The sequence below is a fragment of the Planktothrix sp. PLAVEN19ND genome, from assembly GCF_057220675.1.
The window spans coordinates 3,378,651-3,394,587 of the sequence record NZ_CM170132.1; the positions used below are offsets into that span (position 1 = coordinate 3,378,651).

General features: G+C 39.5%; 11 protein-coding genes and 1 tRNA gene. 6 read left to right on the top strand and 6 right to left on the bottom strand.

The annotated features are described in order from the left end of the window. Positions 1-7: 7 nt before the first annotated feature. Positions 8-460 carry an EVE domain-containing protein gene (locus AC2D3N_RS14910; protein WP_484691326.1) on the bottom strand — a complete coding sequence of 151 codons (453 nt, stop codon included), beginning with the start codon at positions 458-460 and terminating at the stop codon, positions 8-10. A gap of 5 nt (positions 461-465) precedes the next feature. Then, complete coding sequence (gene ppk1 / locus AC2D3N_RS14915) at positions 466-2,622, bottom strand: polyphosphate kinase 1 (RefSeq protein ID WP_484691327.1); 2,157 nt, start codon at positions 2,620-2,622, stop codon at positions 466-468. Between the two features lie 317 nt (positions 2,623-2,939). On the opposite strand from ppk1, the gene AC2D3N_RS14920 reads away from it, so the two are divergent. Together AC2D3N_RS14920 and AC2D3N_RS14925 are read left to right on the top strand one after the other, a co-directional pair. After that, positions 2,940-4,409: a slr1306 family protein gene (locus AC2D3N_RS14920; protein WP_484691328.1), complete on the top strand. Its 1,470-nt coding sequence runs from the start codon at positions 2,940-2,942 to the stop codon at positions 4,407-4,409. Between the two features lie 583 nt (positions 4,410-4,992). Then, a tRNA-Gly gene (locus tag AC2D3N_RS14925) sits at positions 4,993-5,063 on the top strand. A 568-nt stretch (positions 5,064-5,631) separates the two neighbouring features. Here the strand turns inward: AC2D3N_RS14925 and dndD are convergent. The 3 genes from dndD to AC2D3N_RS14940 form a co-directional block, all read right to left on the bottom strand. Further along, the gene (gene dndD / locus AC2D3N_RS14930) at positions 5,632-7,614 is read right to left on the bottom strand and encodes a DNA sulfur modification protein DndD (protein ID WP_484691329.1); all 1,983 of its coding nucleotides are present in this window, start codon (positions 7,612-7,614) and stop codon (positions 5,632-5,634) included. Positions 7,615-7,767: 153 nt separating this feature from the next. Continuing rightward, positions 7,768-9,345: a DNA phosphorothioation system sulfurtransferase DndC gene (gene dndC, locus AC2D3N_RS14935; RefSeq protein WP_484691330.1), complete on the bottom strand. Its 1,578-nt coding sequence runs from the start codon at positions 9,343-9,345 to the stop codon at positions 7,768-7,770. Positions 9,346-9,378: 33 nt separating this feature from the next. After that, positions 9,379-10,380, bottom strand: coding sequence for an HNH endonuclease (locus AC2D3N_RS14940; RefSeq protein WP_484691331.1), 1,002 nt, complete (start codon positions 10,378-10,380; stop codon positions 9,379-9,381). 129 nt (positions 10,381-10,509) lie between these two features. Here AC2D3N_RS14940 and AC2D3N_RS14945 point away from each other — a divergent pair, with 129 nt between their 5' ends. Together AC2D3N_RS14945 and AC2D3N_RS14950 are read left to right on the top strand one after the other, a co-directional pair. After that, positions 10,510-12,069, top strand: a complete 1,560-nt coding sequence (locus tag AC2D3N_RS14945) for a DGQHR domain-containing protein (RefSeq protein ID WP_484691332.1) — start codon at positions 10,510-10,512, stop codon at positions 12,067-12,069. Positions 12,070-12,399: 330 nt separating this feature from the next. Then, on the top strand, positions 12,400-13,578 hold the full coding sequence (locus AC2D3N_RS14950; RefSeq protein ID WP_484691333.1) for a DNA sulfur modification protein DndB: 1,179 nt from the start codon (positions 12,400-12,402) through the stop codon (positions 13,576-13,578). A gap of 197 nt (positions 13,579-13,775) precedes the next feature. Here the strand turns inward: AC2D3N_RS14950 and AC2D3N_RS14955 are convergent, their stop codons facing one another. Then, positions 13,776-14,168 carry a hypothetical protein gene (locus AC2D3N_RS14955; RefSeq protein ID WP_079681453.1) on the bottom strand — a complete coding sequence of 131 codons (393 nt, stop codon included), beginning with the start codon at positions 14,166-14,168 and terminating at the stop codon, positions 13,776-13,778. A gap of 685 nt (positions 14,169-14,853) precedes the next feature. Here AC2D3N_RS14955 and AC2D3N_RS14960 point away from each other — a divergent pair. Further along, positions 14,854-15,240 carry an RNA polymerase sigma factor gene (locus tag AC2D3N_RS14960; protein WP_484691334.1) on the top strand — a complete coding sequence of 129 codons (387 nt, stop codon included), beginning with the start codon at positions 14,854-14,856 and terminating at the stop codon, positions 15,238-15,240. Between the two features lie 9 nt (positions 15,241-15,249). Further along, positions 15,250-15,543, top strand: a complete 294-nt coding sequence (locus AC2D3N_RS14965; protein WP_484691335.1) for an RNA polymerase sigma factor — start codon at positions 15,250-15,252, stop codon at positions 15,541-15,543. The last annotated feature ends 394 nt before the right edge of the window (positions 15,544-15,937 follow it).

Genomic DNA, 15,937 nt, shown 5'->3' on the forward strand with positions numbered 1-15,937 from the left:
TCCGTGATCATGATTTCAACCTTAAAATTCTCTCAGCAACGGATGTTAAAACAGGCATAACAGATAAGCGATTTCCCTGTTTAACAACGCCAAATTCCTCAGAATTAAAGGTTTTTTTGAGACTATCTAAACTAATTATAGCAGAAAATTGTTCCACAAATTCAACTTTAACCGTATACCATCGGGGAGAATTTGGCGTTGCTTTCGGGTCAAAATAGGGGCTATTAACATCAAATTGGCTGGGATCAATTAGGTTGTTTTCAATGATTTTAGCTAATCCCACAATCCCCGGAGGTTTAGTATTAGAATGATAAAAGAATGCTAAATCTCCGATTTGCATTTGTTGGAGAAAATTTCGGGCTTGATAATTTCTCACTCCATCCCAAATCGAAGTGCCATCGCGTTTTAAATCCTCAATACTATACACATCTGGTTCTGATTTAATCAACCAATAATTCATGTTTTTTAACTCTTTAAAGCATTTTCCATGAAGATATCATGGGCAATTAATTCCGGGGTATTTTCTGCCGGATGACGTTGAATATATTGACCATCGGGCTGTAAATCCCAGGCTTTCCGATTATCCGATAACATAATCCCTAAAATTTCTTCTAACTCCTTAGCAATATCAGGATCTTTTATCGGAGTTACCGCTTCAACCCGACGATTTAAGTTGCGAGACATCCAGTCTGCTGAACCAATATAAACCTCCTCCTGTCCACCATTATAAAAATAGAAAATCCGAGAATGTTCTAAGAATCGTCCGATAATACTAATCACCTTAATATTATCACTAATTCCCTCTAAACCAGGACGCAAACTACAGGTTCCCCGCACAATCAAATCAATCCCAACTCCCGCTTGAGATGCCTCATATAATGTAGCAATAATTTCTGGGTCAACTAAGGAATTAAGTTTAGCAACAATTCGCCCGGTTTTCCCTTGATTTGCCTGTTCGATTTCCCGACGAATTAACCCTAAAAATCGTTTTCGCATATTCACCGGAGCAACTAACAGTTTACGATAGGACTGTTGACGAGAATATCCGGTTAAGAAATTGAATAAATCTGTTAAATCTGCTCCCAAATCTGGACAGGCACTTAACAACCCTAAATCCGTATACAGTTTAGCAGTTTTATGATTATAATTTCCCGTGCCAATATGAACATAACGGCGAATTTTATCCTGTTCTTGACGCACAACCATCACAATTTTAGTATGGGTTTTTAAACCAACCAACCCATAGACAACATGAACTCCTGTTTGTTCTAATTTTTTTGCCCATTGAATATTATTTTCTTCATCAAATCGGGCTTTAAGTTCCACTAAAACGGCAACCTGTTTGCCATTTTCCGCCGCATCAATTAAAGCAGCAATAATCGGAGAATCCCCGGAAGTGCGATATAATGTCATTTTAATGGCTAAGACATTAGGATCATAGGCTGCTTGATTAATAAACTGTTGAACTGTCGCAGAAAATGAATGGTAGGGGTGATGAACTAAGACATCTTTTTGTCGTAAGATGGCAAAAATATCTTTTTCATCTGTTTCCGAATTAGACGGAATAATATCTTCACTATCTTTCATCCAACGGGGCAAAACGGCAGTCCAAGGTTTATCTTTTAATTCGGGTAAGGGTAAACTCAGAAAAGACATTAAATCGCGTAACCCCATCAACCCATCTACGGCATAAATATCTTCCGGTTCTAACTCTAATTCATCGACTAATAAATCGCGTAAATAGTCCGGTATTGAACTATTGGTTTCCAGACGAACAACAGACCCACCGACTCGACGTTTGCGTAGTTCTTGTTCAATCGCTAATAATAAATCATCCGCTTCATCTTCTTGCACTGCTAAATCAGCATCGCGGGTAATCCTAAAAATATAATAATCTTGAATATCCATTCCCGGGAATAGGGATTCTAAATTATGGGCAATGACTTGACCAATGGGAATACCAACCCAAGGGGAAAATTCCCCATTTTCTTGTACTCTTAATTCTTTAGGTAAGGAAATAAATCTAGGTAAAGAACTCGGTACTTTCACCCTAGCAAATAATTCTTCTTTGGTTTCAGGATTTTTGAGAACAACGGCTAAATTCAAACTCAGATTAGATAAATAGGGAAAGGGATGGCTACGGTCAATGGCTAAGGGGGTTAAAACCGGAAAAATTCCTTCGTCAAAATAATGTTTTAAATAAGTTCTTTGTTCTTGATTTAGATCAATATAATTTAATAAATGAATCCCATTTTGAGCTAATTCGGGTTTAATTTGTTGTTCAAAATATTGGTGCTGTTCCGTAACCATTGGTAACAATCGTTCATGGATCGCATTTAGTTGTTGTTGTGGAGTCCGACCATCGGCGGTAACTTTATTAACTTGGGCTTCAATTTGTCGTTTAATTCCGGCCACTCGCACCATAAAAAATTCGTCTAAATTAGAACTAAAAATAGCTAAAAATTTTAACCGTTCTAACAGAGGATTCTGAGGATCTAAGGCTTCTGCTAAGACCCGACGGTTAAATTCTAACCAACTAAGTTCCCGACTCAAGTAATATTGGGGATCTTGAAGATTAATGTCTTTGGTAATTTTTGGCTCTGTTTTTTTAGTTTTGGACATAATTTAGAATTTAGGTGGGTAGGATCAACTCAATCTCTATTGTAATTCTGAATGGTTAAAATTGTAAAAAAATTATTCAATATTTATAAGTCGGGGTAAAATCAAGGTTAACGAATGTTTAAACAGCTTTTTATTAATTATTTATTCAGGCAAATTAAGTTTAAAAAAAAGACTTAATTTAGCAAGTTTAAATTAATCAAGCTCCTGAATGCTGACAAACCGATCAGTGGCAGTGATTTTGAGCTAAAATTCCACAAATTGCCCCGGTCGAAGTACCATAGAAATTAGGGTTAATTGATGCGTTGGCGGAGGACAAAATGACAGTTAAATTGGAACGCCCAATTTTAATTGGGGGGGTCGGGCTTTCTTTCGGTCTATGGTTGTTGGAAAGTGTTCAGAATTCAGCTTCTGAATTCGGACAAATAGTTCTATTTGGTTTAGCCCTCAGTAGTGCCGGACTGTGGTGGTTTAAGCAACAAAGGACAGAATCCCTGCAATTGTCGCCGCCTCCAGAACTTTTAAATCAGGATCAAGTAGAAAAGGCGATCGCCCAAACCCAAAGTCTGATCGCTCGTTTGGCCACAGAATCCCCAACTCAGAATAGCCGTTTAGAATCCCTACAACAGCAAGGGGAGCAACTCAACGGTCAACTGCAACGAACAGCCCTGCGGGTAGCTATTGCGGGCAACAAAGGCACGGGAAAAACCGCCTTGTTACAAAGGTTGCAGTCCGACTGGCTGCCCCAACAACCTCAGACGTTAAGTTTGATGGAAATTTCCACCCCAGAACTCGATTCTGCCCTCCCTAATTTAATCACGGTGGCGGATGTGGTTTTATTTGTCACCGCCGGAGATTTAACCGACCCCGAATTTAAAACTATATCTGAATTGGTGGCTAATAACCAGCGCTTAATTTTAGTTTGGAATAAGCAAGATCAATATTTAATTGGGGAACAACCGGTGATTTTACAGCAGCTAAAAACCACATTGACGGGGGTATTATCCCCGGAAGATATTGTGGCGATCGCAGCTTCTCCCAATGCGATAAAAGTGCGTCAACATCAAGATGATGGGACAGTTCAAGAATGGTTAGAACCCCAATTACCTATCCTTGATTCGGTTATCAACCATCTCAATTCTATTTTAAGTCAAGAACAGCAAAAATTAGTATTAGCAACAACCTATCGGGAAGCATTAGAATTGCAACGGCAAGCGAAAGAGATTTTCAATCAATTACGCCGAGAACAGGCTTTACCTCTGATTGAAAAATATCAATGGATTGCGGCGGCCGCGACGGTGGCTAATCCAGTTCCGGCTTTAGATATGTTAGCAACGGCGGCGGTTAATGCCCAATTGGTAATGGATTTAGGGGCGATTTATCAACAGAAATTCTCCCTAAGTCAAGGTCAAGAAGTTGCCACAACTATTAGCACCCAGATGTTGAAATTGGGGTTGGTAGAAATCTCCACCCAAACCTTAACCTCGTTATTGAAAACTAATACCGTGACGTTTATTGCTGGAAGTTTGGTACAGGGGGTGAGCGCGGCCTATTTAACCCGAATTGCCGGATTGAGTTTAATTGAGTATTTCCAAGCCCAGTCCCTGCTGTTAGAAGCCACCGACAATCCGAGTTTGAATTGGGATAGTCTTAAGAAAACCCTACAAACCGTATTCCAGCAAAATCAACAGGCCAATTTATTACAGTCTTTTATCAGAAAAATGGGTTTAAAACCTCGTCCTTCTAGGCCTGCCCTCATGAAAATGGGGGACGACTTTTTATTAAGATAAATAACAAAACTACCGAATTACTGTGGTTTTCTGTTAACACATTAGTGGTTTTGAAAAGACCCGCCCGAATCAAAGATACTCCGAAATAAATAACAAGGTTGAAAGTCCTGTGGGGTTGAGATTAGAAACTGGGGAAGCGGATGTAAGGCAATGGTAAATCCAACCTTGAACGCATTAATTAACAAATTAAACAAAAAGTTTAACTTAGTGAACGAGGTTAAACTCAGGTCGCGGGAGGGCATTCCGAGACTTAAAACGGACGTGGAGACAGTGTAAGACTACTTTAAAAGTAGCAACAGTCTGCGTTGGCGAAGCCTGCGCGAAGCGCGAAGCGTCAACCCCATTCAGCGACCATCCTAAAAAGGTGGCGTGGTGAGGAATCCCCGTCCGTTTACGGCGGGGCGGATGTCAATAAACAGGCACTCAATTATCTGGTGGTGCAGTTCAAACCCAAGCAAACCCTTGAATCCTCGGCTTCTTAGCTGATGTCCCAGTGGTTTTCCCCAGTCCTCAAAAAAAACTTTGAGAACTGGGGTTTACAATTCTGAGGTTTATGCTATAGTTAGAAATTGTGAAAGACAACGCGGGTGTAGTTTAGTGGTAAAACTATAGCCTTCCAAGCTATTAATGCGGGTTCGATTCCCGCCACCCGCTTTTCCGGATACTAGATATAGATGATTACTGAAACCCCTGCACTATCTACGGTGTAGGGGTTTTAACTTGATATGCAATAACTGGATTCAGGGATAGATTGATGTCTTAATTTGATGTGTATTTGAGCCACAAAATTACACCCTACCCCCCGCAACAATAGAAGCCTGTGAATAACAGCCCCCTTTCATGTCCTTTGATAAATATTCCTGTTTTAACCACCAAGGCAGGAAGCGGTCACTGCGATAACTCAAGTTTTGTGGGGGCTTGTTGACTAATTAGTCAAGAGTATGGGCGAACTCCCCCTTAGAATATTGTCTCCCGGGCGACGGGTTTTGTCAACCCCCCCTAGCCAAAAAACGAAATTTTTTCAAAATTAATATTTTTTTGCGGTGAAGTCTTTTCCCCGCTTCCCCTGCTCCCCCTGCTCCCCCTGCTCCCCCTGCTCCCCCTGCTCCCCCTGCTCCCCCTGCTCCCCCTGCTCCCCCTGCTCCCCCTGCTCCCCCTGCTCCCCCTGCTTCCCCTGCTCCCCCTGCTCCCCCTACCTCCCCTACTCCCTATTCCCTTAATTTCAAAAGAAATAACCCTGTTCTATCCGGGTTTGGCGCTTTTTGGGATCGTATTTGAGTAGGTATTCACGGGCGATCGCATCCTGTTCTCGTAAACTATTAACTTCCTTCTGGGCAATTTCCGTATCGGTTGAGAGTAAAATAACTTGATGACTCGCTGCGGGAAAATACCGTTCAATTAGGTTTTGACGGTGGGAGGAGTCTAAACGACCCAATGGAGTATCAATGGCGATGGGTAAATTGAGTCCTGAAACCCGAGCTAAACCCCATAAAAAGGCGATCGCTAAGAGTTGTTTTTCCCCCGCAGAGAGGCGATGTTTCTCTACAGGTTGTCCCTGGGGATCATAGAGGGATAAACTAAAATCTTCTGTAGCAATGACCACTCGATGTACTAAGTCTGATTTGTGTAATAAATAACGGAAACACTCGGTCACTTCCACTTCTAATTTATTCAATTTTTTCAGGGTTAATTTTTCTTTAAATATTTTCAAAGAGTTCTGAACTTTACTAATAGTCTCAATAATATGATTAGCATTTTTTCGATCAATGGTATTTTGACTATATTTTTCTAGGTCTTTTTTGGCCTTTTCATATTCAGCTAAACATTTTTTAGCCCGTTGTTCGGCTCCTTCGATCGCCGTTTCAATTTTAGTATATTCGGTTTGGGCTTGGGATACCGTTTCTAAGAGTTGTTCATAGACCTCTGGAGGGGCGGCAATAGCCAATTGTTTATCCAGACTAGATAGGCTATCTTCAATCACCCGTAAAGCCTCTAAAACGTCCTGAGATTGTTGGATTTGACTGGGAAGTTGATGGTCTAAGAATGTTCCTAATTGACTGAAAATTTTTTCATCAATTTCTAAAAATATATTGTCTTGATGATGATTTTCGGTCAAATTTTGATAATCGGTTTCCAGATATAATTTAACACTTTCTAACTGTTTCTTGGCAAGATTAAGTTCTTCTAAATATTGAAATAATCGTTGATCTCGATCTTTAATAAAATCCTGGGCTACCTTGGCTTTTTCCCAGTTTAACTCTTGTTTTCCTTGGTTTCGCGCTTGAATTAATAAAGGTTGAATTAAACTTAAAGGTAAACCTTCGGCTGCTAATTCACCAAGCTGTTCCCGTTGTTGTTTGGCTTTTTCTTTCTCCTCCTCTAACTTTTTCTCTAATTGACTCCGTTCTCCGGCTATTTTACCCCCTTCGAGTTTAAACTTTTCCTTAGCTTGATTTAACTTTTTCTTGGCAATTCCAGCCTTAATTTTTAATTCTTCTACCGCTATTTCCGCCGCCTCTTTTTCGGATTTATACTGATTGAGTTTAGTTTCAATTTCTTCTAAATAGGCTAACTCTTTTGAGTCGGCTAACTGTCGGCGTTTACGGTTCGCTAAAATATCTAAATCTACGGCCAAACGTTCAGATAATTCTAATCCTAATAAAGATTGAATTGCTTGTACCACAACATTAGGAGGACTGTCTAAATCGGCTAATTCCTTCACCTGTTCCCCATCAAATAAAAACAAGTTAGAAATTCCAATGGGAAAAAAATCTTCGATGCGTTCATCCCAGGTTTCTACCCAAGCGGAGTCCGGCCAATCATCAATTAATATGCCTAAAATATCCTTACCATTTTTCGGGTTTTTTGTCCAGCGACGTTTGACCCGAAACTCGACTTGCATATTTTTAACAATATGTTCAAATAACAATTCTACACTGGTTTCTTCATGGGCTAAGGTCTGTTTATTAACCGCTTGTTTGAGAAATTCAGGATAACTTAAACTTCCCCGGGTAGAACATTGAGCGCGTTGTCCATAAAGCGCCAGCCGCATTGCATCCATTAAGGTGGTTTTTCCGCCTCCATTCATGCCTCCAAATAACACAATGGGACTAATCACATTATCCTTAATTTTAGGGCGTAAATCAATAACTTGTTTGCCTCGATAGGGGCCAAAGTTTTCTAAGGTTAATTCTAAGAAAATCATAAAATTAAAAGTTTAAAGGTTAATTTTTATCCCGTTTATCTCGTTATCTCGTTTCTAGGTTCTACCTAGAAATGCTCTTAAAGAGGCTCCGCCTCCAATAATAGCAGGCGGAGCCTGCATCAGTCATTCCCAGGGAGACCCTGGGAACGAGGGTTAGGTCGGGTTTTGAAATTTCAAACTTCCCCAACTTAACTGTTGTGGAGGTTCGGGGTTTTTGTCTTCTATGGCCTGCTTGACTTGTTCAACATTTCCGGTTTTGGCGGCTTCTTTTAAATTGCGTTCATAATGGGCGTTATTAATAGCTTGTTCTTGAGGTCGAGAACTGGTTTCTAAACACTTTTCTAAATCATCATAGATACCATTTCGTCTGGCCATGGTTTTATATTGACGTTCGGTATCAATCAATTTTGCCATCAATTCCATATACATATTATCTCCTTGACTCAGTTCTTCTAATAATTCCCATTCATCTGCACCGAGGACGGTATTTCCTGCACCCAAACGGGGGTCTTCAAAGGTTTCTCCCATAACTTCTTGATAAATTCTAGGGACACTATCATCAAATTCGTGTTTTTCTTCTAACCATATTCGCCGAATTTCGCTCAGTTCTCCTAGGGTAATTAGGGTGATATCTCGATATTCTTCGGGTGCTGTTTGTCTTATTTGTTGTTGCGCTTCTAATACCCGTCTTAACCAATGTTCCCGCCATTTTTTGGTATAGGGCCCCGGAATGGGTTCGACGGATATTTCCCCATCAATATTCCGTTCAAATAGTTGAACTTTTCCAAATATTCGTCTAAAATCTCGTTTATCTCGATCATTTGTAGGATCTAATTCATTACGGAGATCTAATAAGGGTTGCATCCATTCTTTAGCTTCATCATTAATAATCATTGCCTCCATTGATTTATCTTTAGTTACCAACGTACAAACCCAACATCCAAACCGAGAACTTCCACAGCTAGGGGTAGAAGTATCCACAACCAAGGGACAGTCATTATCGGCCGTTGCACCTCGATACATTGCTAATAATTCTTTATTATCCAAACCCCAAGGGTTTTCCCACTGCATTAAATACATCCAAACTTCATCAGTTTGCCAATCTTCAATGGGGGAATAAACTAAGCAATCAGGACGACGAGGATTTGTATTTAAGCGATCGCGAACTCTCCGTTTTCGATGCTTTGCCATATTCATTGATCTTTGAATACTTTCGGTTTTGCGAGTTCCTAAAACTAAGATAGCTTCACGATTAGTTTTAAGAACTTCTTGAATAAATGAATCTGCGGGCTGGATTTTTAAGCGATCTGTACACCATCTAAATCGTTGTCTAGGGGTCGGATAACCTTTACCAATTAAACACACCCAAAATGTATCCTGAATGGCTGGATAAGTTAGATGTGTTTCTATAGGCATTTTCTGTTCTTTCGCTGCTACTTGCATTTTTTCTAAAGATCTTTTTACCCAAGTAGAAATTATGGGATTTTCAACCAAGGTATCATTAGTAATAACATGAATTGTTTTTGTCCGTTGTTCAACGGGTAATGCTGCAATAGAGTTCCAAATAATTTGAAGTACAGAAGTGCTATCTTTTCCACCACTCCATCCTATAATTAAAGGGCATTCTTCTTGTAAGTATAAATCTTGGATTTCTTGAGTTAATATTTCAACAGCATCAATGAATTGTTCAACTGTGCTTTTAGATTCAATACCGATTAGAGTTTCTGTCATTTTAATACCTCTGTTTTAATAATAAACCTTTAATTATGCTCTAAATATATTCTGGCGATGCCATATTAGTGAATCCATTCGAGGAAAATTTAATTCGGAATTAGGTAAAAAAATTAATTCCCCATGAAATTCTTTCATGTCTCTATTATAGGGTGAATCTTCATCTAAATCTTGAGCAATGATAATTTTGTAATTATTATCTATTGTAAACCAACCTTGATCAAAAGCCCAATGATGATTTTTACAAAGTGAAATTCCATTTTTTATATTGCTATCATAAAATTTAGCAAAGGGTTTAATGTGTGCGCCATCTACAAGGCTTTGACTTAAAGAGCGAGTTACCCGTAATCTACAGAAAGCACATCTATAATCATAAAGATGTACAACAGCTTTACGGAAAAATGCCTCTCTAACAACTGACTTTTTAAGGTAAAACTTTATTTTTTTTTTCTCTGTATTATCAGATTCAGAAGTTGTTTCTAAATCATCTGAGCTAAAATTTTCTAAATCTTGGTTGATTTTCAATATTTCTTCTATAGCTTTTTGACTTGAAGTAAACCAAGCATTAATTAAACTATCTATCAATTCCTTTCTACTATTTGGATCTTGAATAAAGTTAAAAAGATCCTGATCTAAATAAGCATAATCAACATCTTTTCTGATTTTGGGAATTGTTTGGGGTCTTCCTCCGTCATATTCTGAACTAAATTGAAGATGCCAAAATTTGTACTTACCATTCTTGAGATGAAAAAACGGTAAGGCAAAATCACTACCTTTAAATGGATCAGAAGCTAAAACAGACCAGTATTTCTTAAATGTATCAATCAAATCATCAGAGATCAAAATAAGGTTTTCTTTAATCAAACCTTGTGAAATTGCATCAATTACCGATAAGAGTAGAATAGGTTGGTTAAGTGCTTCGCCACCTTTTTTGTTATTTTTATAGACCTGAATTTGAGAGAAACAATTAATATAGTAAGCTAGATTTTTACTTTCTGGTTGTCCCCCTGTAGTCATTGTGCCCCCTTCAGCCATAAAAAATATTCCCTAAACCCCACTAATTAGGTAGAATCAGGACTAGGAATAAGTTTTTAAAAATTAATAACAAGTTTTTAAAAACCATTTTAAAGTAGTGTAACGCCTATTGATCATCCTGACAAGCTAATGCCAAGTAACACCCACGACCCACTCCAACAAGACTTAAAAGCGATCGCCGATCTCCTCAAACCCCTCTACAACAACGATCGCATCCTGGCCCACAAAACCCAAATGGCCGAAACCGAAACCTTTATCACCTCCGTCACCCTAGAATGGATAGCGGCCAAAGTTGGTTTCGCCTCCCAACTGCCCCTATTTCAACCCCATTTAGACCCCGCAGGAAACGTCGAAAGAGACACCGAAACCGTGGACGATATCTTACAGCGTCCCCTCGACTGGTCACGTCAAGCCACCCTCACCCAATATCTCACCAACCACAAAGACCATAAATTCCCCGCCGTGTTAGTCGTCCTCAGTCCCTCCTGGGTCGATAACCCCCAAGCCCCCCAATGGAATAAACAGGGCCAAGCCACCCAGTCCGCCATCGACTTTTTACCCCTCGATACCCAAGGAAAACTCGGACTCCTGCAAATGTCCGAGGACGTCTCCATCTTTGCCCTCGATGGACAACATCGCCTGATGGGGATACAAGGGTTAATGCAACTCCTACGGACAGGACACCTGCAACCCTACACCAAACAGAAAAAACCCATCGGCGATGCTATTACCGTTAAGGAGTTAACCCAAAAAATCGGTATCACCCCCCAACAGTTACAACAACTCTCTCAAGAAACCATCGGAGTAGAATTTATTCCCGCCGTTGTTAAAGGAGAAACCCGCGCCCAAGCTAGACAACGGGTGAGGTCTATTTTTGTTCACGTTAACTTAATGGCCGTTAAACTCAGTAAGGGCCAGTTAGCCCTATTAGACGAAGATGATGGGTTTTCTATTGTGACTCGCCAAGTCGTCGTTTCCCATCCTCTATTTATCGATAAACCCGGACGCCACCCTAGAATTAATTGGGATAGCGCCACCGTCGCCTCCAAGTCAACCGTATTAACCACCCTGCAAGCCCTAACGGATATGGGTCAACGGTATTTAACCCCCAAATTTCCCCACTGGAAAGCCCCCAAACCCGGGTTAGTCCCCGTGCGACCCACAACCCAGGAGTTAGAAACAGGTATTCAGGAATTACAACAACTTTTTGATGCCCTGGCAACCTTACCCAGCTATCAACGCTTAGAAGACCGTTGGGAAACCCCCGACCTGCGCAGGTTTAGTTTTGAAAAACCCCCAGGAGAAGGAAATATATTATTTCGCCCCGTGGGACAAGTGGCCGTAGCCGCCGCCCTGGGGGTATTAGTCTTTTATCAACAACAACCCCTAGCAGAGATTTTCGAGAAATTAAAAAGTTTTGATGGGTCTGGGGGGTTTAGCGGCATGGAATATCCCGACTCCCTCTGGTATGGAATATTATATGACCCCAATAAACGCCGGGTCAGAGTCGCCGGAAAAGACCTAGCCGCCAAGTTACTCATCTATTTATTAGGAGGAATGCAGCAACCCATGGAATGCGCCGAGTTACGCAAAGCCCTAGCCGATGCCAGGACATTTGAAAATAAAGCCGTCAGTTTTGACGGTAAATTCGTGAAACCCAAAGAGGTCGGTTTACCCGAAATCTTATAACCTCTTGGTGGTGACAATAATATTTTGCGGTCAAAAAAATTCTTTCCACTCAAAAAAATTTCGTTTTTCTGGAAAGGGGGTTGACAAAACCCGCCGCCTGGGAGACAATATTCTTATGGGTGAACACGCCCCTACTCTTGATTTTTTAGTCAACACTTAAAACCGATTCCAATAACAAGAATTAACTCCGTAAATATGCGGAGAATATTAAAAAGAATTGAGTTAAAAGAAACAACGATTTCCAGAAAAATAAAATAACAAATTAGGTTGTACAAATGTCAGAAAAAGGTTTAAAATAAGCTCATTAACCTTTTTTATAGTTGCCTTGAAATGAATACAAATAATAATAGCCTTTCAGAATTAAGCCTGAGAATTGATTCCCTCTTAGAACCCCTTTTTACTCAAAATCACCGTCAAAAGTGTTATATTGGCTTACTGTTGCAACAAGGCAAACGGAAAATGATTCAAATTAACGTCCCTGCCTTTGATTTGCCCACCCTATTGCAAGCCCAACCTTCCCTAGATAATAACCCAGATTCCGGTAAAAACCGCCCGGAAGTTAAAGGTCATACCCAAGAAATTAAAGACTATATTACAAAACGAGTCAGCCAAGAAAAACCTTGGATTATTGGAACTTTAACCGCTAATGTTGACCCAGGAAAAATTGAATTAATAGATTTAGGTCGCGGGGTTTGTTTTGTCATTATCCCCCGCACGACTAAACTAGATATTACCGATGGTCAACACCGGAAACGAGCGATTCATGAATTAATAGAAGATATATCAACAGCCGAACTCATTGCCGACCATGATTTTCCCATTACCTTAGTATTAGAAAGTAATTTTAATCAATGTCAAACCGACTTTAGAGATATGGCACAAACTAAACAACTAGATAAATCTTTATTAATTTCCTTTGGAGAGTTTTCCGGCAGAATTGGGATTACTAAGAATTTAGTTGACTCGGTATTCATGTTTAAGGACAAAACCGAGAAAATTAAAGCCACTCCTGCGAGTAAACAGAAATTAATTTATACGATGAATTATATTGTCAAGTTTGTCAGTTGTGTATTTACAGATGATTCCAGCGATGAATTAATCGACTATGATGTTGATATGGCGTCCGAACAATTAGCCAGTTGTTTAAATCAGTTTTTTGCAGAATGCCCTGCTACTCAATATATTGCCCAAACTCCTAAAGAAGAATTAACAATTGAGGAAATTGATAGTTTTAAAGAAAAACATATCCTAGGGGTCAGTATGGGCTTAGAAATTTTAGGGCGGTTACTACATCTAACCTATGATCAATATAGCCATACCTTTGATTTAGAAAAAGTCTCTGAATTAGCCGCCCTCGACTGGTCAAGGGAAAGTCAACTTTGGCAAGGAAATGTGATTACCCTTGACCCTAACCCGAAAAAGCTGAATAATCCCTATAAAATATCCTTTACTGCCAGTAATATTAGAATAGCCATGAACACAGTTAAAGAGCATTTAGGCTGGATTTAAAGTTTTTATATAAGAACAAAATAATTAATGGGATTAAAGTATTTTTTCTAGGATAAAATAGACAAATAATGGCTTTTGAGGGTTTAATCCGACATAATCGGGGTCAGAAGCCATTTTCCTGTCGGCAGCAATACCAGCGTGATTACGCTTAATTAACTAGGATTTTATCTGAAATTTAAACGAAGGTATCATTCAAATCAATCTTCAACGATTTCAACTATTTTTATCGGCTCAACGTCTTCCACCCGAGTTTGTACGTCTGGGCTAAGTTGATTTTTGAGTTTGAGTTTGAGATCGTCTGAAATGGGTAAATCTTGGATTTCTTTCAGGAGATATCTGACAGATTCAGTTTTACTGCGTTCTGCATAGACAGCATGAAGAACAGCTTCAATTCCATATCCGGCGACAGTATCTCCTAACACCGTCATTAGACCCAGTATTCCTATGCCGCCAACAATCCCAAAGGGCCCTCCCATGGCTGTCAGAGCAGCAGCAATGGCAGCGTTACTTCCGGCTGATGAGACAGTGAGAATCAAAAGAAATATACCGGGAAGACCCAGACCAGCAATTTTCTTTGCGATTTCGTCCATTGGTTTCAGTAATCTGTTATTAGTTATCAGTGTAAGAGTTGATTCGTTATCGGTCAACCGACTTGAGTTTACGCGAATAACACAGAGCATTAGACTTGGTTTAACCCATAATCTTTAGTTTGCTTTTTTGAAAACCAGAAAAAATAGAGATCTAGCGGTATTGGGGAAGTCTAAAAATATTAATTCAACGTGAGTTTGACGGAGTGTGATGGCGTAGCCGCCGCCTGCTATTATTGGATCAAATGAACTTTAGATTTTAAATTTTAGGGCCTTTAGCGAAAATTTTGGGTTTAAAGCCCCTAAGTTCCACTTAGGCTTTTTATTCTGATTGTAGTTTAGAATAATCGCACTCCATCGAACTCACGTCAAGTTAATAAAATCCGCAGTACCGACTTGACATTGTTAAGTAACTTTCTTATGATCTATCCTTAGATAGATGACAAAATAATTTTTGCTTGTCGGTCAACGACATTTTGGCTATCATTTCAGGGTATCTTCAGCCGGGGCAGAGAATTCAAGTTACAACCGCAGAAACCAAAATCCGGTCTGTAAAAGCTTTCTTGCTTCTACTCTTGTCAAATTCCTTGTAGCCAGCACCTTAGAAATATGACCTTCCTAATAGCTACCTTCGTCACTGAAGTGATGCTGTTGGTTCCCTGTACTGTGTCCAATTTTCATCAGAATAATGATGCAATTTAATTGTCCAGAATCCAACTTATTATTATCTGTCCCAGATTCTGCCTATCCTAATAGCTTTACAAGCTTTTGGCAGTTATGGCAAAAGTATCAAAATTATCTTTACCGTCGTTGTCTTTATTGGATGGGTAATCCTATTGATGCCGAAGATGCCCTCAGTCAAGCAATGTTGAAAGCTTGGGAAAAGATCCAAGCCGGAAAAGGAGCCATTAAAAATATTAAGGCTTGGCTGACTCGATTAACCCATAATGTCTGTATGGATATTCATCGAAGATTTAATCGAGGAGGAAAACCCGTTGAGAGTTTAGACGAGATGGATGTTGAGTTAGAAAATCAATGGGTTAGTCAAGAAGAAAATCCACTTCTTGCTGCGTAGCAGCAAGAAGTGGAAAATTTTTTTTTGGGGGCTATTCAAGAATTACCCCCTCGGCTGCGAGAGACTTTTATCCTGCACGTTCAGGAAGAACTTTCTTATTCAGAAATTGCTGAAAAATTGAATATTTCCAATCCAAATGTTCGGAAGCGAATTTCTCAAGCTCGGTCAATATTGAGAAAGCAGTTTAATGAATATTCAGGAGAAGACAATCAACCTCATGATCCGTTAAAGGTTTCTTCAAAATCTTCAAAATCAAATGACTTTAAGCCACGAGAAGCGATCGCAAATGACCATTTAACCTGATCCGAACCGGATCAGAAACCGAGTTAATCAATCATTCCAAGTCGGAATAGCAATGAAGAATATATTATACCACTTCCTACTTGACAAAAAAACTGGTGTAGTATATAAACCAAACAACGCCTGCTGATCTCTGCTAGAAGATAGGCGCATTTTCAAAGGGATTTTATCGAGTTCTGAGTTAAAGAATGATGGCGACGATCACTCCTTCTTTTTGATTGATTGCAGAAAAGCAATCGTTTTTTTTAGTGAGATTAATCAAAAAGTCAATCTTTTATGTAAGTTCTATAGCATGAATCCAATTTAAGAAAAAACCAAAAATCAAAAAATTCACAAATTGAGTGTTTAAGTCGTCTTATAAGTAGAACACACGTTAAATTTCTGAATTAACTTCAGG